Source organism: Salmonella sp. SSDFZ54, from assembly GCF_004010735.1.
Classification (GTDB): Bacteria; Pseudomonadota; Gammaproteobacteria; order Enterobacterales; family Enterobacteriaceae; genus Salmonella; species Salmonella enterica.
In genome coordinates, this window is the sequence record NZ_CP034819.1 from 1,036,426 (window position 1) to 1,054,695 (window position 18,270).

The 18,270-nt window shown below is 43.7% G+C and carries 11 protein-coding genes and 3 pseudogenes; 4 read left to right on the forward strand and 10 right to left on the reverse strand.

Annotation, left to right across the window (positions count from 1 at the left end; all coding sequences use genetic code 11):
• Positions 1-222: 222 nt before the first annotated feature.
• The 5 genes from EOS97_RS05000 to EOS97_RS05020 all read right to left on the reverse strand — a co-directional run bounded on the left by EOS97_RS05000 (position 223) and on the right by EOS97_RS05020 (position 9,000).
• A complete protein-coding gene (locus tag EOS97_RS05000; protein ID WP_000499115.1) occupies positions 223-1,119 on the reverse strand; it encodes a hypothetical protein in 897 nt (298 codons plus the stop codon).
• A complete protein-coding gene (locus EOS97_RS05005; protein ID WP_000778955.1) occupies positions 1,119-2,741 on the reverse strand; it encodes an AAA family ATPase in 1,623 nt (540 codons plus the stop codon). Before EOS97_RS05005 ends, EOS97_RS05000 begins: the two co-directional genes overlap by 1 nt.
• A gap of 8 nt (positions 2,742-2,749) precedes the next feature.
• The gene (locus tag EOS97_RS05010) at positions 2,750-3,892 is read right to left on the reverse strand and encodes a restriction endonuclease subunit S (protein ID WP_000742120.1); all 1,143 of its coding nucleotides are present in this window, start codon (positions 3,890-3,892) and stop codon (positions 2,750-2,752) included.
• Entirely contained in the window at positions 3,889-5,523 is a 1,635-nt protein-coding gene (locus EOS97_RS05015; protein ID WP_000627728.1) for a class I SAM-dependent DNA methyltransferase, read from the reverse strand. The genes EOS97_RS05010 and EOS97_RS05015 overlap by 4 nt, the downstream gene beginning before the upstream one ends.
• 63 nt (positions 5,524-5,586) lie before the next feature.
• The gene (locus EOS97_RS05020; protein ID WP_000438165.1) at positions 5,587-9,000 is read right to left on the reverse strand and encodes a DEAD/DEAH box helicase family protein; all 3,414 of its coding nucleotides are present in this window, start codon (positions 8,998-9,000) and stop codon (positions 5,587-5,589) included.
• 607 nt (positions 9,001-9,607) lie between these two features.
• Here EOS97_RS05020 and EOS97_RS05030 point away from each other — a divergent pair.
• A pseudogene (locus tag EOS97_RS05030) lies at positions 9,608-10,122 on the forward strand (transposase); the annotation flags it as partial.
• A 299-nt stretch (positions 10,123-10,421) separates the two neighbouring features.
• On the opposite strand, the gene EOS97_RS05035 reads toward EOS97_RS05030, so the two are convergent.
• Positions 10,422-10,688, reverse strand: coding sequence for a MazG-like family protein (locus tag EOS97_RS05035; RefSeq protein ID WP_032153698.1), 267 nt, complete (start codon positions 10,686-10,688; stop codon positions 10,422-10,424).
• A 466-nt stretch (positions 10,689-11,154) separates the two neighbouring features.
• Here EOS97_RS05035 and EOS97_RS05045 point away from each other — a divergent pair, with 466 nt between their 5' ends.
• Positions 11,155-12,237 (forward strand): XRE family transcriptional regulator, encoded by a 1,083-nt coding sequence (locus EOS97_RS05045; protein ID WP_000637419.1) that lies wholly within the window; start codon positions 11,155-11,157, stop codon positions 12,235-12,237.
• Between the two features lie 2 nt (positions 12,238-12,239).
• On the opposite strand, the gene EOS97_RS05050 is transcribed toward EOS97_RS05045, so the two are convergent.
• Both EOS97_RS05050 and EOS97_RS05055 read right to left on the reverse strand, forming a co-directional pair.
• Positions 12,240-13,184: a hypothetical protein gene (locus EOS97_RS05050; protein WP_000820616.1), complete on the reverse strand. Its 945-nt coding sequence runs from the start codon at positions 13,182-13,184 to the stop codon at positions 12,240-12,242.
• Positions 13,181-14,161, reverse strand: a complete 981-nt coding sequence (locus tag EOS97_RS05055) for a thymidylate synthase (protein WP_000174035.1) — start codon at positions 14,159-14,161, stop codon at positions 13,181-13,183. Before EOS97_RS05055 ends, EOS97_RS05050 begins: the two co-directional genes overlap by 4 nt.
• A 167-nt stretch (positions 14,162-14,328) precedes the next feature.
• Between EOS97_RS05055 and EOS97_RS05060 the strand changes: the two are divergent.
• A pseudogene (locus EOS97_RS05060) lies at positions 14,329-15,490 on the forward strand (IS3 family transposase).
• 150 nt (positions 15,491-15,640) lie between these two features.
• Positions 15,641-16,873, forward strand: a complete 1,233-nt coding sequence (locus EOS97_RS05065) for a deoxyguanosinetriphosphate triphosphohydrolase family protein (protein ID WP_000271619.1) — start codon at positions 15,641-15,643, stop codon at positions 16,871-16,873.
• Positions 16,874-17,323: 450 nt separating this feature from the next.
• Here the strand turns inward: EOS97_RS05065 and papA are convergent.
• Positions 17,324-17,587, reverse strand: a pseudogene (gene papA / locus EOS97_RS05075) (P fimbria major subunit PapA); the annotation flags it as partial.
• 206 nt (positions 17,588-17,793) lie between these two features.
• A complete protein-coding gene (locus EOS97_RS05080; protein WP_000930062.1) occupies positions 17,794-18,108 on the reverse strand; it encodes an adhesin biosynthesis transcription regulatory family protein in 315 nt (104 codons plus the stop codon).
• Between the last annotated feature and the right edge of the window lie 162 nt (positions 18,109-18,270).

Below are 18,270 nucleotides of genomic sequence, written 5' to 3' on the forward strand. Positions count from 1 at the left end.
GTTGTTTATCAAATTTGCTAAATTAAAACTATTTAACCTGCCTTATAGGGACGATTGGTTGGCTATTTCACTAGAAGTAATGTAGATAACAGAAGCCTGGTCTATCATTTTGATAGACCAGGTCAAGATTAATAGAATTAGATTTTTTATTGGCGTGTTGAATAAATTTTAAAGGGTCCTAATAAGTTTGTAGGATTTAATTGAAAACAGTAAGGGAAATACTTAACATATAACTTCACGCTCTTCTATTAAATCAAAAACATTATTCGTAGTGTAATGTTCCCATCTTTTATTATATCCCTCTTTCGACAAAATTGAGACATCATCCGTTCCTTCTCCCTCATCTAAACCATGCATGAAACAAACTCCAGCAACATTAGAAAGAACATATCTATTATGCAGACATTCATTACCCTCGCGAGAAGTTAAAGACTTAAATGTTACTGATAATTTAAAATCGTCTGGAAAGACAAGGTTTTCGCGGTTCAACTTATTAGCCAAATAATTCACCGTTGGGGAGTTTTCTTTACTCCCATCAAATATAACATCTATCTTTAAATTTTTTTTATAAGAGTTATTAGCACTAACGCTAAGTAATGAAATAAATACATTCCACCATCTTTGTTTGTCACTAAAGTATGGGTCAACTATAATAATATGCTCTGATGTTTTTAATAAGCGTGAGATTATAGATATCATATCCTCAGCAATTCTAGCAACAATTTTTTGCCGAGCATAATTTAACCCAAAGAAATCATCTATATTAGTTACATCAAGGTTATCACAAGGAGTAGAACTCACTACATGATCAAATTGTTCAATTCGATTTACAGCAGAGATGTTATCTGACCATGACATGTCACCAACATAATCATAAACCCTACTAACCTTATTATTTTTCAAAAAAATAATAAGGTCCTCTAATCGTTTTTTTTGAAGTTCACTATGATTAGCATTTAATAGCCCAAGCAATTGTTTTTTATTTCTCTTCAGCTTTGGTAATTCACTATAGAGAAAGTTACCGCCCGTAGAAAATCCTTTTATGAAGTCACGATAATTTCTCCGATCAATTGCGATCTCAAACAAAGCCTCTGGTGAAATGGCGCATTCGTAGAACATTAAAAAAGCTCTCCCCTTCTTTCTTCGAAGAAACCTTTGGGCCATTTTTGTTTGAAGTCACCATCATCAGTAATATCTATTTTCCTAGTAACAGTCGAACCATTATTATCCTCGAAAACGATCACTGATATAAAATCAGGTTTTACTGGGTAATTTGATTCAGGTAATTCATTGTCCGTTGTTTGTCTAATTCTTTTTAAAATTCGAAGCAAAATGTGCTCACTATGTGTTTCGACTAAAAACATAGGTCTTTTAACATCAAGGGGATATTGGGTAAACAGATCACCTACAGCGAGTTGTAAAGCGGGATGAATATGTAGCTCAGGCTGCTCTATAGCAATTAATCCATCCTGAACTATATTGGCTGCAATAATAAGAGGTGCTATCTGAGTTAATCCGACACCGACTTGATTTGGAAATAACATTTGGCTTGAATCTATTTTACAGAAGTAAACATTATCTTTCAGACCTAAAAGTTGAGGGGAGGTTTTTATATCAAATTCTCCTCCACTAAATATATTATAATTAGTGTTTAGTTTATCTCTATTGGAAAACCAATCACTTACTTTTTTAATCAAATCACTATCATTTTGTTGAGATAAACACAGCTTATCCCATGCTGATGTACCATCAAACCATCCATTTTGTTCTGGATAAGGATTTGGCGTAAATGAAGAATCAGGTATAATTCTTAACGGTCCAATAGATACGCTAGCCTTTAAATAATTATTTAATTTATCTAACGGAGAAGTAAAAACTTGCGTTAGCACTCTGGTGATTATATCTCGATTAAAATACTCAACTGGCTCGGATATATCAAAAACTTTCAAATTTGTATCAACAGTTCTTCCCAGTTGAGGTAACGCACCAATTTTCGTCTTTAAAAAAACAGGAAACATTGGTTTTTCTTTATCTTCTTCAAATATATAATCAACAGTTTTTACTCGCTCTGTTGCACCACTTTTATTACGTTCTAAGCCAGGAATTAAGTCATTTAAAGATATTTCAAATTCACTGGCAATCGTATCTAATCCTTCCTTATCAATAGATTCAAGCCATAAATTATAATCAATAGGAAGAAGCAACGGATGAGTAAAGTTCAATCTATTTACTAAAGATGATTTAGTATACTCATCATTACTTAGCTCTCCAATAAATTCATTATTTATAGAAACAGCATAGTTCTTTATATATGCTGCTCTGTGCAATTGTGACCATGCGATTTTAAACTCTACATAAACCTTTTCAGTTTCATCTGCAATGTCTTTCATTTTTATAAAATGAATATCGAAAATATCACCAAGTTCTTCTAAATATGTTTTATATTCTACACCTATTGTTTGTTCAGGATCGAAACCGATACCAATAGTAATTACATTATTCAGATCCCCATTATGGACTAGAGATCTAAATCCATCTATGCGCCTGTTCCCCATAGCTTCTAAATATATAGGATCACACTGCTCACGGTCTAATATTTGTTGAAGATAAAATAATGCAATTAAAATAGTAGTCTTGCCCGCGCTGTTTGGCCCCAATAGTAATGTTACAGGTGCAAAATCAATTTCCTGCCGCTCTCTAACAGATCTGAAATTTTCAAGTACAAGTTTAGTTAATTTCATAATGAACCTTACATGAAATATTTATTCGATAGGTTTGATGCTAAAAGTTGAAGTTGCATTGCGCTTTTATCATAAATGCTTAGTCCTTTTTTTATTTTTTTATAAATAATCTCATACTCATCTTGTAGATGCTTAGGTGGGATTAATATCTCTATATTCTGCAATTCCTGTGCATTAATATTAGCCATGCCAACAATACTTTTACACATATTCATCAATGTGATTTTGCCATGGATGGAATTAAGATACCCTGAAATATAGTAGTTATTTCCGATAGAATTAGGTCTAACGCGGATTAAATATCCAGCAAATGCCATAGGCCTGTCTTCTTCATACACAGCTGTTTTACCAACAAGTTCCTTACTGTTAGTACGATTGAAAAGAAGATCGCCTTCTTTAACCAAATATTTATCCTTTTCTTTTACACTGAGATCAAGATATTTTAAATCTGTAAAATCCCACCTACCTTGATATGTTATATTACCCATCCGTAATATAGGATATTCACCAGAATCAATAGAGGCTTTTGCTGAAGTTCCATAATTTACTGAATCAACCAAGTCGCGAATCGTTCCTTTCGGGAAACGATGTATGTTGTTTGCAGGAGTTCCAAACATCTCTAGAAACTTAGCCCGCAAAAAATCATCAGCCAGTTTGATGGCTTGTTCGCGCTTTTGGCGTATAGCATCAGCTTTATCAAGAATAGCAGCAATGCGTTTTTGTTCTTTTAATGAAGGAAGCCTAATTTTAATATCTTGTATCTTTTTTACAGACAAATGTTTTACAGTCACAACATCTGTTGTAGCATGAATTTTATCCAATTCCTTTTGCAAGAAATGATATAGAAAATTTTTATCAAGTGTTTCAGGATTTGGCGTAATTTTACATACCCGTTGATTTAACAACGCATCAGTACCTTTCCAATACTCACGGTTGAAATCTCCATCCATCCCAACTAGTAAATCACCTTTTTTAATAAGATATTTTAAGTCATAACTGCCTTCATAATAAGTTTCGGTTTTTCCTGAAAGAATATCTCTAATACGGATTAGTGGAACACCATTGTTCCTATTGAATCCACTTGAAGGGAATGCACACCCGGACAATATGTCTATATGTTTGCCAAGTGTGACCAATTGATTTTTTTTCACAGCATCCCCTCCAGCTCATCCAGATCCGCCAGAATCTCTTTTTCCAGATCTTTTAACCGCTTCAATATCACCTTCGGATCTTCATACTCCTCAGCCTGATACACCACTTCTTTATAACGATTAATAGAGAGATCGTATTTCTGGGCAGCAATATCTTCTTTTGGCACTATAAACGCCGCCTGAGTGCGATCTTTAAAATCAACGCCAGCATCAATCCCTTCCGGGTACTGCTGTTTCAGCAACGAGGCTAACTTCTCACCCATAAAGTTATCAACCGGCAGCCCGCGTAAAGTACGGTAATGCTTCCAGCTTGCCAGCAGATGCGGCAGGTCGTTGTCTTTAATTGGGTTACGCTTGTCATCCAGGCTGTAGCCATCATTTTGCAGATCGTAGAACCAGACCTCGTCCGTCTGACCGCCTTTGGTAAAGATCAGGATCGCCGTCGCCACGCCAGCGTAAGGTTTAAATACGCCGGAAGGCAGGTTGATCACCGCTTCCAGTTGGTTATCTTCCACCAGCGTTTTGCGAAGTGACTGGTGCGCCTTACTGGAGCCAAACAGCACGCCCTGCGGCACGATAGTGGCACTGCGCCCGCCCACTTTCAGCATTTGCAGAATACGCGCCAGGAACAGTAGTTCGGTTTTTTTGGTTTTCACCATTGCCGACAGCGTGGAGTCGATATCTTCTTCGTCCAGTGAACCGGTAAACGGCGGGTTTGCCAGAATCAGGTTGAAAGCGTTTTTACTGGCCTGCGGGAAGTTTGTGCTGAAGCTCTGGCTCATGGTGTCCTGATAGTGGATATCCGGCGCTTCCACGCCGTGCATAATCAGGTTCATGGCGGCGATACGTAACATTGTGGTGTCAAAGTCGTAACCGTGGAACATATTGTTATCCACATGGTTACGCCACGGGGTCAACAGATCGCCGGTAAAGATTTTTTGCTCTTCCAGCTCACCACGTTCGTTGGTGCCAATCTCGGTATGAATGGATTCCAGCGAGCTGTACTTCTCCAGTAGATATTCATAGCTGGTTGCCAGAAAGCCACCGGTGCCGCAGGCCGGATCGCAAATCGTCTCGCCGCGGGCGGGGTTCGGCTCCATCATTTCAACCATCGTGCGGATAATGTGGCGCGGTGTGCGAAACTGGCCGTTGATTCCGGCAGTGGTCAGCTTGCTTAACAGGTATTCGTAAAGGTCGCCTTTGGTGTCGCCGCGATCCAATGGCAGGTTTTTGATCACCTCAACCGCTTTGGTCAGCAATGAAGGCTTAACAATCTCCAGACGGGCATCTTTCATAAAGTTGCCCAGCAGCGTTACCTTCGACGCATCAGCCTGGCCGAGCTGACGAAAATGCTGGAATACACCATCGCGCACCACTTCCATCATCTCATCCGAGCCAAGATTGCTATAGTGACTGAAACGGAACTCCTGCTGTTCTGGTGCAAAACGCGGTTTAAAATCAATACCCGCGATTTGTTTACGCTTCTCGTCGCGTTGTTCCTGAGTATCCAGCATCCGGGAATACATTAGATAGGTGATCTGTTCGATTACGGTCAGCGGGTTGGTGATACCACCCACCCAGAAATCTTCCCACAGGCCGTCGATTTTACTTTTTAAGTCACCAGTGATCATTGTTAGCTTTTATATCCTGTTTTAAATACAAAAGCCCCGCTGCCGGGGCTTGTCATGTGCGTATTATACCGTTGCTGCGTCGGTCACAACACCCAGCTCTTCGACTATCTTTTGTAGGCGGGCGATCTGCTCTATATCAGGGAACACACCGGTAACGCCTTCGTTGTGGATATGCGTAAAAGGCTGTTCAAAGAGCTGCCGCATTTCAATGGTGCCGTAATCGCGAATGTGGTTTTTCAGCAATGACAGGAAGCGCAATTGCTGGCTGGTCAGGCTGTTATCAGCGGCGAACTGAGCAAAGCGCACTTCCACCGCGTCGCTGTCCATCCCGATGATGGTACGCAATAGTTTATCCAGGCTGGCGGTCGCCTGCGGGTAGAACTCTTTCAGTGCCCGGATATCAACGTTAGGGTTCTGGATCAGCACCAGTTTAGCCAGTTCATCCAGCTCGCTTTGCGTCACAGGCTCGCCGTTGCGGATTTTCTTCAGCACCGGATTTTGCTGGAACAGCGGCTCCAGCGCTCCCTGCACCTGCTGGCGATAGAGTTTGAAGTCAATCGAGCGGATGTTGGTTTTGCGGTTTTCCGTCTGAATCAGGTTCGCATCTTCGGTAATATCCACCTGTATCGAACCAAATTTCGGCGTCGCGTCTTTTTCCATCAGGTGCATGATGCCGCGCAGATGAATGCGGATATCTTCCAGCTCTTCCAGGCTGGCCTGCTTCCACCAGCCTAAATCACGAAGCTGATTGATCCGCGGTCCTTGCTGTTGGACCTGCGCCAAATGCGGCGGCAGGCGCTCCACTTTTTCGACGATGACCGGCCAGAGCACATCCAGCTCTTCCGGGTTGGTATAACGGGCAGTTTGCGCCGCCAGAATATCCATATCAAAGCGCATAGCGTCGCTTTGCCCGCGCACGTCCAGCCACTGCATCAGCGGGGCCAGGACAGATAGCAAATCCTGCTGTGTTTTCGGGGAAAGCTGGCGCAGCACTTTTTCATCGCTGTACTGCGCTTTTTGATGCCACTTTTCCTGGACGGCAATCGACTTTTCATCCAGTGCATTGATTTGCTCGCGTAGCTGGTGAGCAACTAAATCCACCGCCTGTTTGTCGAATTTACGTTGCGCAGCGGCCCCCAGCATAACCCACGCTTCGAAGCGTTTTTGTGCAAGCGATTTTGTCGCTGTGACTTCGGCCTCTTCGGTATGCAGTTCGTGATACTCAAAATTGCCCCAGTGATCGAAAATGCGGAATTTCTGTTTATCCAGAGGTTTGCCGTTATCGTCGTAACCGTACAACCCCGGACAGAGGCGCGTACCACGGCCAATCATCTGCCAGAACTTCACTTTTGATTTGACCGGTTTGGCAAAGACCAGATTCACAATTTCCGGGACATCAATACCGGTATCGAGCATGTCAACGGAGATAGCGATGGTCAGCTCTTTGTTGGTGCTTTCATCCAGCCCTTTAAAATCATCAATCAGTTGCTCGGCGCGGGGATCGTAATTGTCGATGACCTGGCAGAAGCGCCCGGCAAACTGCGGGTACATATCGTCGAATAATTCATTCAACAGCAGCGCGTGTTTGTGGTTACGGGCGAAAATGATGGTTTTACCTGGCAACTGGCCGTCCCGATCTTTCAGGCCATTTTCCATCAGGTTACGCAGGATATAGCGGTTGGTGTCTTTGTTGTAGATCGCCTCATCCAGCGCCTTGCCATCAAACTCCAGCGTATTGGGATCTATGCCTTGTTCTTCCAGCTCGCGGATTTGTGCGTCGCTTAATTTCTCCCGTTTGATGCCTTCGCGCAGGAATTCTGTGGTGTGCGTGACAACCTCATAGGGAACCAGATTGTTATCGGCGATGGCATCTTCCAGGCTGTAGTTGGCGGTAGGAATACGTCCTTCACAACCAAACAGGCCGAAAGTGGTTTTACTCACCATGTCAATCGGCGTGGCCGTCAGGCCAATCTGGAGGGCATCAAAATACTTAAACAGATCGCCGTAAACGTTGTAGATAGAGCGATGGGATTCATCGGCGATGATCAAATCGAAATAACCAACATCGAAATGGTCCATGATTTTCATCATACCAGGATAGGTGGCGATGTAGATCCTAGCATTCTGCCTGTCTGCTTTTTTCGATTTCCCGACCACATACAGCGGCTCATTGGTGAATTGATTAAAGGCATTCGCCGCCTGTTTACGTAGTTCCTTGCGGTCGCAAAGAAACAGGACGCGTTTTACCCAGCGGGCATCAATCATTAGTTTGCTTAGCGCTATTGCCACGCGGGTTTTGCCTGTACCCGTAGCCTGAACAATTAGCGATTGCCGGTATTTGTTGGTAAACCGCTCGCTGACACGGGCAATGGTTTCAAGCTGGTACAAACGTCCGGCAACGGCCTTACCTTCGTTATCTTTTACGTGCGGCACACTGTTCAGCGGAAGACGGGTTTCACGCTGTTGAATAAGATATTGCAGGCTTTCCTTGCTGTAGAAGCCAAACACCCGACGCGGGGGATAACCATGAGTTTTATGGTCATCCCACAGCCAGATATCATAGCCGTTGGTGTAGAAGATGATCGGACGCTGGTCGTATTCTTTTTCCAGCCAGTCTGCATACAGCCGGGCCTGAATTCGTCCTTGCTCGGCATTGACGCTGGTTTTTTTTGCTTCCACCACCGCCAGCGGTTTGTGTGCCTCATCCCACAAGACATAGTCCGCATAACCGTCTCCGGTCGCGGTAGGTTGTTCTTTAACGGGATGTTCCTGCGTAACCTGATCGGTATTTTTAAGGCCTTCGCCTACATTCCAGTCAGCAGCAAGCAGGCGAGAGTCAATCAGGCGACGGCGGGTTTCCGCTTCATCAATAGAGAGAATATCGGCAACATGCTGGTTACGCGCTCTGGCTTCATTCAGGCGTTGAGTGAGGTGTTCGGCCTTTTCCTGTTCTTGCTGTAGTGCGCGTTGCAGCGCCAGTTCGCGCTCACGGCTTTCATCCTGAGCCCTGATTGCATCTTCCAGACGTTTTTCATCTGCACGACCTGAAGATTGTGTTAATGGAGGGAGTGTAAATTTGGGGCAGTCATCAACATTACCGTGGGCGTAGCGAACATACAGCCAAATTCCCAACAAATACGCTTCTTTGAGCAGCCAGTAAGTATCTTTAGCTTTGATACGTCCGCCGTGCGCGGCACGGTTGCCATGGATACGCAGCGCATCCATTTTCATGATGATGGCTTCCGGCATCATGCTGGTAAAGACATCAGCATTCATTAAATCGTAAAGATTAGCCTTAATACCTTCCGGCAACCGCTCCTGACGATACAACCAGCGCACCATCAATTCGGTGTAGTTGCGCAGCTTGACCAGACAACTTTCCGGATCGGAGTGAACATAGCGTTCCGCCATACACGCGAGTTCAGCCAGTTCCGGCCACTGGCTGCGCAACATTTCAAAATTGAGAGACTGCTCCATCAATCATCGCCTTATGTCGTGGATACAACAGCATTTCTGGAAAGAATATCACACTAATTTGGCCGACGAAGTGAGCCGGATGGCATATGGTGGTGATGTGTTTAACGACATAACTGCTCTAACGGTCAGATCCTTGGTTTTCGCCCATCAATGGGCATCTTCAGCCATGGCTACTCACAGGATACCTTGCTAACCAATGAAGGTATGGCTGATCATCTATGGGATATGTTTTTTGAGCCAATAAAACGATGGAGCTTTTCTCCAAGTTCATCATTAATGAATTTTGTTTCAATGCATTAATCAACTCTTCGCATTTTCGCTATCTTTTATCCACTTCCCTTTTGAAAAGGTGGGTATCTACGTTACCAATACTGGTTTAATGGCTACATACGGCGGTCCGTTTACGCTTACGGTAAAGATAAGCGATAAGCTCCCAGCGCTAGGACCGGGAGCTCTGCATAGCTACCACCATTTAGGATAGTCGTTAAAAGCACGTAATATTGATTGCCTGGCAGCAGGCATCAAGCTTTTCACTTCCTTTTGAAAGGGAGATACCACCATTGATATCTTCCTTCATACATGACCAATTCAGCACACCAGCGACTGGATATGGCGGGAAATGGTGGCCCGGGGGTTACAGGCAGTGAAACCATCGTCAGGGATGCTGTTGCCAAATGGCGTAAAGGCTGGAACCCACCAGTTACTACTGCCGCCAGACTTCCTTCAGTGTCCCGGGTAAGCCGCTGGTTGATGCCCTGGATAATAATCAGGGGTGAAGAAAATTATGCTTCCCGATTTATTAGTCTGATGTGTGAAAAAGAACCGGCGCTGAAAATAGCGCAGCAACTAGTACTTGAGTTCTACCGTATTCTGAAAACCCCAAATAAATCAAATCTAAGCAGTTGGTTCACTCGAGTCCACGAAAACGGTTCAGCAGAACTTCGGCGCGTGGCTGCGGGGATGGAAGCTGATGCTGCGGCTATATGTGAGGCAACCAGCAGCCGCTGGAGTAACGGTGTTGTCGAAGGTCATGTAAATCGCCTGAAGATGCTGAAACATCTGATGTATGGTCGAGCCGGATTTGAACTACTTAGGCAGAGGGTAATGAGTCCACTGGCATGAAAATCTCCACCTAGGTTGCGGAAGAGCCACTTTTGCACCGTTCGTGATAATACCGTAAATAAGCCTCTGAAAGTTATAGGATATGACACAACTAAAGAAGTCTGTGTGAACCGCGTAATACCAAGTGAATTGCTTGTTATATCTGTTTAATTAAACCTAATCGACCAGCCTTACTGGAGAGGCTGGTTAGTGATTAACTGGGAGTATTGCAATTAGATGTGTTCTACAGGCCCACGAAGGTAGATGGCTGCCAGAGTTCATCTTCGCGTGTAAAAGACTCTTAGTTGATTAATTCTAATTTATCGATCTATTACGCGATCATAATATTCGATGATTTGCAGTGCAACAGCAGCAATTTGTACTGCTTCCTCCCTACTGGTACCGGCTGCTTTACCACCAAAACGATCATGGAGGACAGCCTGATGAAATTCTCCCACCTCTTCTCCGAGAATCGCTCCCCAGATAAAAGGATCTTGATTACGGTCTGCCCCCCATTTGGCATCCTGCCGTTGCATTTCCGCTAGCACGTCAGACAGGGCTTTAGTGTCTTGATGTTTACCTTTCATGTTTCCCTTACGAATCCGTGATTTTAAGTCCATCATTAACATTTAATATGTGCAGAGTCCATTAATTCGCTACATCTCATTTTGTGAATGAGCGTTGAGTTTGCTATAAACGTAGCAACCAAGAAAAATAAAAGTGGATAATTTTGTTCATTACCTTTCAAAGCAAGAAGTTAAGGACTATTTGCGAGAGTATGCATGAGGCAAATGAGATCTTTGGTGACAAAGTGGCATCAAGACTACGCTCGCGACTTTCCGATCTTTCCGTGACAGACAACATATTACTGTTGCCCGTAGGTTCGCCGGAGGTCTGCTTTGAGGATGGGGAAGAGTGTATTACAATTACCATTCTCGGTGATGTAAAAATGGGATTTGTCTGTGGGAATACAGTTCAGCCCAAAAATCAAGATAATACAATTAACTGGTCCCGAGTTAGCCGGATACGGTTAGTGTTCATAGGTGACGTGAAATGATAGTTACGCAGGACTTCCAGCCTGACTGGGTATCTCCACCCGGTGATACAATTATAGATCTAATGGATGAACATGGGCTTTCTGGTGAAGAACTGAGTAAGAGGATTGGATTGTCTCTTATCCGGGGTCAGCAACTTCTTGAAGGAAAAATCCGACTCAATGAGTCTCTGGCTTGTAAGCTTGAGGAGTTATTCAACGTATCGACAGACTTCTGGATCAAGCGCGAAGTCGCTTATCGCCAGCAAATTGGATACCTCGAGAAAGTGAATAATGATTGGCTCGAATCATTGCCTGTACGTGATATGATGGAGTTTGGTTGGATCCCCAAAACTACAACTCGGGAAAGTAAATTCCAGCACTGCCTATCGTTTTTCGGAATAAATTCCGTCAATGATTTTTTTTATAAAATTCAGTCAGATGCTCCTTTGGTCGCTTTTCGTAAATCTCTTAATCTGGCAACCGAGCCTATGGCCGATTTGGTGTGGCTGACTAGGGCTGCACAACTTACCTCAAACCAAAACTGTGCTGTATGGGATAAAGAGGGGCTGATAGCATTGTTGCCAGAACTGCGCAAAGCTACAAATGAACCCGACATGAGGATTTTTATCCCTTACATTCGCGACCTTCTCGCCACTGCTGGAGTTTCTCTCGTTGTGTTGCCAACGCCAAAGGGATGTCGGGCAAGTGGTGCTACCTGCTTTTTTACACCAGATCGCGCAACCCTAGTCATGAGTTTCCGTTATCTGACCGATGACCATTTTTGGTTTACGCTGTTTCATGAGATTGGGCATCTCATCTTGCATGAAGCTGTCCGAGTTCGCGTAGAAGGTAAAGATAGTCTTTCGTCGGAAGAGGAAAAGGAAGCAGATAAATTTGCCGTTGATGTTCTTATCCCAGAAGAATACCGGCAGCAACTTAGTCGCTATGGTGTCCGGCATTGGAAAGAGATCATCCGGTTAGCTAGGAAAATGGGGGTATCCAAAGGGATCGTACTGGGATATTTGCAGCATGAAGGTAATATACCTTTTTCTCACCTTAATCGGTTTAAAGTGAGATTCCGTAAAGAAGATATCGTCTGATATCAGCCGCCGAAATAGACATAACGGTCAGGTGATTTCTGCCAGTTGCACAACGCATCTTCAATAACCTGCATTCTCAAGTAGGGTGCAGGAATAATTGCCGCAAGGTCAGCTAGTTTTTCATTCAATACGTCTATTGTGTCACCAGCAGTCCGGCTATTGCTGAAAAGTAGCCGGCTTCCTTGAAGGGGCCCGGTTGCTCCATTCAGAAAAGCATGACCCGGCTCTACATCCAGAAGTCCCGTTTTCTTGAGCATAGTTAGGTAATCAAATTTTGCGGTTCGTCCAAATGAGATCACGGCATTTAGCCCTGAATACAATAGTTCGAATAAAGATTCTGGTGAAGATGAAAAGCTCTTGGCCTCTGCAAACCTAGCCTCATGACTGTGTGTAGCACCAATGAATCCGATGTAAGAGCGAAAAACCGCAGGTATTGAACGACGAGAGTGATATTTCTTCGTTTCATATTTCCGATGGTTACCATATTGTCTTAGGCTACTGTTAGCTGTCAACTCATCAGAGACGCTGGCGAACCATTGTTCAAAAGCAGCAAAGTCATCAGTTATCGTATCCCATGTCCACGTTTGTGTACCGAGTCCACTGTATATATCTCGACACAAAATCCAGCCGGTTTTGTTACTCTTGCCGAAATGTGTGGCAAGGAAAACCAGCCAGCAGGCTTCATCGTAATTGTTGTCACGAAGATAAAGGCAGGCAGCGCGGAGAGGATCAAAAACATCAGAATTCGGCTCTTTTCGTAACGGAGTCATATAATCGGTCCGTAATGCAAGAGTTTCCACATAGCGTATACGACGTATACTGTCGATAATCTGACAGGCTAAAACATCAAAGCAGGCAGGAGAACTTAGGCCATTTAGGTTGTGTTCATTGCGGCTAAAATTTTGCAAATTACTAACCAGCTGACTGATTTGATTATGTCTTTTCATTGTAGTCTTCCTTCAAAAATAAACCGATATTCCTGATTTTTCATTGCAGCCAACTCTTGGAAGGCTAGTCCTTTGTGGTTGGGTGTATGTGAACGTAACAAAAAGTGGATTTTTAATATACGCAATAAATCCTTCCAGTAGTCATTCAAGGAAGTAGTGTCAATATCAAATTCCTTATTCTCTCGAAGAGCTTTTTCTGCCTCAAGCAGGGGTAAGATATCATCTAAGGAATGCATTTCAGGCATCGATCCCATGACTGGTAGGGTGCTCATGAACCCCTCTTTCTGAAGAGCCTTCACTTTTTCTAAATCATTTTTATAGAGATGTAGGCTGGATACAAAGTGATGATAGTGACCCAATTCGCATCCTATCAAGCGGGCAACTAATTCCTGTAGCATCGTGAACGCAAATACATCATGAGGCAGCCCCATAAAGGCATCGTTAGAACGCATACAAACAAATAGATGCAGCTCTTCACATCTGACAATAAACTGCATAGATATTGTACAAGGAATATCTACGTATTCTCGCTGTTCAGTTTTTGAGGGCACCAAGTCTGAGGCATCGAAAAGCTGTATTACTGCACGTCTGGTAGGTTTTTTCTCCTGCAAAAGGTTGATAACATTTTTTAGCTGATTATATAAACCACGCATATTAAACAACCGTGGCCCGTAACCACCATGTATTTTCCCATCTGACTCAGCGGATTCAGCGTAACGTGGTATGAAGTGTTTTATAAACTCAAGATCGTTCTGAGCTGAGAGATACCACAGAAATTCACCTAAGCAACTAATTAGTTTTCCTCGGGATTCTGTTCTACTTATTCTTCGGCGGGGGTCGGTAAGGACAAGATAGGCACCAAGAATCTCTAGAGTTGATCCTTTTGTAGGATCGTTACTGAGTCCATCCGCTAGGATAGCTTGATGAACATCGTTTATCAGATCGTCAACACACTCAGCCGTTACCAAAAGAGTCATTTTCTACCTTTTCCTGTATGGTAGTAACTAATCATTACCACCTGTATGGCATATAGTCAATATAGTATCAATATCAACATGGTTCACAGGGTAAGTAAGACTTGATCTTACCCAGCAATAGTGGACACGCGGCTAAGTGAGTAAACTCTCAGTCAGAGGTGACTCACATGACAAAAACAGTATCAACCAGTAAAAACCCCGTAAACAGCATTCGCCTGAATTTCTCAGTGAAGCCCTGAAACTTGCTGAACGCATCGGTGTTGCTGCCGCAGCCCGTGAACTCAGCCTGTATGAATCACAGCTCTATGCGTGGCGCAGCAAACTGCAGCAACAAATGAGTTCGTCAGAGCGTGAAAGTGAACTGGCCGCTGAAAATGCCTGCCTGAAGCGGCAACTGGCGGAGCAGGCAGAGGAACTGGCTATCCTCCAAAAGGCCGCGACATACTTTGCGAATCGTCTGAAATGAAGTATGTCTTTATTGAAAAACATCAGGCTGAGTTCAGCATCAAAGCAATGTGCCGCGTGCTCCGGGTGGCCCGCAGCGGCTGGTATACGTGGTGTCAGCGGCGGACAAGGATAAGCACGCGTCAGCAGTTCCGCCAACACTGCGACAGCGTTGTCCTCGCGGCTTTTACCCGGTCAAAACAGCGTTACGGTGCCCCACGCCTGACGGATGAACTGCGTGCTCAGGGTTACCCCTTTAACGTAAAAACCGTGGCGGCAAGCCTGCGCCGTCAGGGACTGAGGGCAAAGGCCTCCCGGAAGTTCAGCCCGGTCAGCTACCGCGCACACGGCCTGCCTGTGTCAGAAAATCTGTTGGAGCAGGATTTTTACGCCAGTGGCCCGAACCAGAAGTGGGCAGGAGACATCACGTACTTACGTACAGATGAAGGCTGGCTGTATCTGGCAGTGGTCATTGACCTGTGGTCACGTGCCGTTATTGGCTGGTCAATGTCGCCACGCATGACGGCGCAACTGGCCTGCGATGCCCTGCAGATGGCGCTGTGGCGGCGTAAGAGGCCCCGGAACGTTATCGTTCACACGGACCGTGGAGGCCAGTACTGTTCAGCAGATTATCAGGCGCAACTGAAGCGGCATAATCTGCGTGGAAGTATGAGCGCAAAAGGTTGCTGCTACGATAATGCCTGCGTGGAAAGCTTCTTTCATTCGCTGAAAGTGGAATGTATCCATGGAGAACACTTTATCAGCCGGGAAATAATGCGGGCAACGGTGTTTAATTATATCGAATGTGATTACAATCGGTGGCGGCGGCACAGTTGGTGTGGCGGCCTCAGTCCGGAACAATTTGAAAACAAGAACCTCGCTTAGGCCTGTGTCCATATTACGTGGGTAGGATCACATAACCTGAAATGGCACTAATGGCCAGAGCTTACTAATACATAATCCCTACAGGATGTAGCCACCAGTTTTGTTCATCCGGTATTCTGATTTGGTAACATGCTCCAGAAAGGAAGAAATATGTACTGCAATGAATTAAAAGAATTTGCGCAAGAGCAGGAACAAAAACTTATCAGTGCGCTTGCTGATACCAGAGAGCACCCGTCCCCCGATGGTGAAACAAGAAGCCGGGATAATTATCAACGGGATTACGCGCGTATTCTGTATTCATCATCATTTCGCAGGCTGCAGGGAAAGATGCAACTTTTTGAAATTGATCCTGAAAAATTCAACAGAAACAGATTAACGCACAGTCTTGAGGTTGCTCAGATCGCCCGAAGTATCGCGTCAGACCTCAAACTGATTAACCCGGTGGTGGTTGAACTGGCAGCGCTGGCGCATGACATCGGAAATCCTCCTTTCGGTCATTCCGGTGAAAAACTGCTTAATGAACTGTCTGAAGAAATCGGCGGCTATGAAGGTAATGCACAGGCGCTACGTATCCTGAGAAAACTGGAGAAGAAATTTTCATACTGCAACGGATTAAATCTGACTCACCGTAGTTTACTTTCGGTTGTTAAGTATCCCATCCCCCGCGCTGCAGCTACTGCCGGCAAGTTCATTTATGATGATGATTACTATTTTTACATTAACCTGCTTGCTGAAAATCAGCTCGATCTGAATCCCGGAGAGAAAACGATTGATGCGCAGATAATGGATCTCGCGGATGAGATTGCCTACGCCGCGCATGACCTGGAAGATGCCCTTAGCAGGAACATGGTCACGATTGAAGATATTGAATATGAGTTTCAGATTTCTGACGAATTCCGGGGAGCGAGGGAACAGTTCAGGGAAATCGTTACTCAGTCGAGAAACACCGCTTTTCAGGCTAACTTACTGAAAACCTCAGAAGAATTTGCCATCATATTCCGCAAGGAGTTAACTTCAAATATTGTCAATCGCCTCGTTGCAGATATTTCTGTAGTAACGAACCTGAATGGTTTTCAGGAACTGGGGTTCGGGAAACTGAATGCGTTATCCGAAGGACTCAAAAAACTTCTCTTTAAAGTCATCATGCGAAAACGTAATATCCTCACCTATGAGTTCAGGGGAAATAAAATAATCAGGGATTTATATGACTTTTACAATGAAGGAGAGAATTATAAATTTCTGCCTCCTGAACTTAAATTCACCTTACCCCAACCAGATTCCTGTATATTTGAAATCAGCAAAAAACGAGCAGTGGTTGACTATATTTCAGGTATGATGGATACATTTGCAGTCAAGGAATGGGAAACTCACTGTCTGAAGTAACACTGCCGATTACCAGAGGCGCATATTTTCCCGTTATGGTTATTGCGCCTTTATTCCGTTTCGGTGACAGGTTATTTTAAATATTCTGGAAATGCGTTGATGGGCAAGAACAATTACCCTGAAAATAAATACAGGAAATGGTTTTCCACAGCAATAACATATCTTATTACAGGTGGTTTGTGCTGGTATATGTTGTGGGCATCCGCTATATCTCATTATACTGTTTTACAAAATACGGTACCTGAATGGACAACATATTTTTGCACCGGTATAATCACCGGATCTCTTTCTTTTATTTATGCATTTTATATCCGCACCTTTAACAGAACATTAAAGTCTTTATTAAATGCATTCACGGGGGGATTTTGTCTTGGATTTATACTGAGTCCTGATGAATCCCCTAATGATTTTGATAAAAATCATTAGGGGATTCATCAGTGCTTGACCTTGTTTAAAAGCTGTAATATCGCAATTTACTAACTCAATATCTAAATCCATTGGCTTGGATGTACCTCCTGCCTCAAGGAAGCTTTTTGAAAGCTGTCCAAAATCAATAGACTGATCAGCTGATTTCTGAGAAATGCTGCATGGAGCATCAACAACAGTTCCGTTAAAAGTTACTTTACCCTGCCCCTGTGGAATAGTTGGAGCAGCATTTACACCAAAAGACACCACTGCCATAGCTACCGCACCGGCAATAACCGACTTAATCATAAATAACAACCTCTTTTTCATTACTGAACACACCAGAGATATCTGGCAATTTAAAATGACCCGATTACCTTTAATAACCAGATCAATACAAATAATATTCTCGTATTTTCAGGGCAGGTTATTTATCGACAGAATACTGATATAACCTGTCTGCTTTCTGATAAGGACTTCTTTTTATCTGTAAGATAACTCCGGAATGCCATCATTCAGTCAAATGCCGACGACTCATCTGTATAATAAGGTGCAAGCCTTGCTGCAAGAGCATTCAGCCGTATAAGTCTCCCAAGTGTTGTACTGAAATACCCATTATTCATCTGGTATTTCTCGCAGACCTCCTTACGGGAGTGCCCACCTACCAGATAGTCCTTCATAGCCAGAATGACCCTGTCACTGTGAATAGAAGAAATACCTATCAGTAAAAAAAAATGCATTTCAGACATAGAGCCGGGCAACAGTACGCTCTCGCGTATATTCAGCAAAAACGCATTTCCTGACCGACTGATGACTTCATGATGCGCCATGTTTCCCCCTTCTGTCGGGCCCCTGGATATATGCTTCCGGCCCGGAAATACTCTTCACGCAATAAGTTAAATTTAGTTTTTTATGTTGTAAATATTGATTTAAACGATCTTTTAACCCACAAAATAAAATTAAACTAGAATAAAACACTAATAATAAGAATG

Bases quoted from the DNA above. Each gene is read 5' to 3' on its own strand.
- EOS97_RS05065 (WP_000271619.1), top strand. From the start codon at position 15,641: ATGTACTGCAATGAATTAAAAGAATTTGCGCAAGAGCAGGAACAAAAA.
- EOS97_RS05005 (WP_000778955.1), bottom strand. From the start codon at position 2,741: ATGAAATTAACTAAACTTGTACTTGAAAATTTCAGATCTGTTAGAGAG.
- EOS97_RS05035 (WP_032153698.1), bottom strand. From the start codon at position 10,688: ATGAAAGGTAAACATCAAGACACTAAAGCCCTGTCTGACGTGCTAGCG.
- EOS97_RS05055 (WP_000174035.1), bottom strand. From the start codon at position 14,161: ATGACTCTTTTGGTAACGGCTGAGTGTGTTGACGATCTGATAAACGAT.
- EOS97_RS05045 (WP_000637419.1), top strand. From the start codon at position 11,155: ATGATAGTTACGCAGGACTTCCAGCCTGACTGGGTATCTCCACCCGGT.
- EOS97_RS05050 (WP_000820616.1), bottom strand. From the start codon at position 13,184: ATGAAAAGACATAATCAAATCAGTCAGCTGGTTAGTAATTTGCAAAAT.
- EOS97_RS05020 (WP_000438165.1), bottom strand. From the start codon at position 9,000: ATGGAGCAGTCTCTCAATTTTGAAATGTTGCGCAGCCAGTGGCCGGAA.
- EOS97_RS05080 (WP_000930062.1), bottom strand. From the start codon at position 18,108: ATGGCGCATCATGAAGTCATCAGTCGGTCAGGAAATGCGTTTTTGCTG.
- EOS97_RS05015 (WP_000627728.1), bottom strand. From the start codon at position 5,523: ATGATCACTGGTGACTTAAAAAGTAAAATCGACGGCCTGTGGGAAGAT.
- EOS97_RS05000 (WP_000499115.1), bottom strand. From the start codon at position 1,119: ATGTTCTACGAATGCGCCATTTCACCAGAGGCTTTGTTTGAGATCGCA.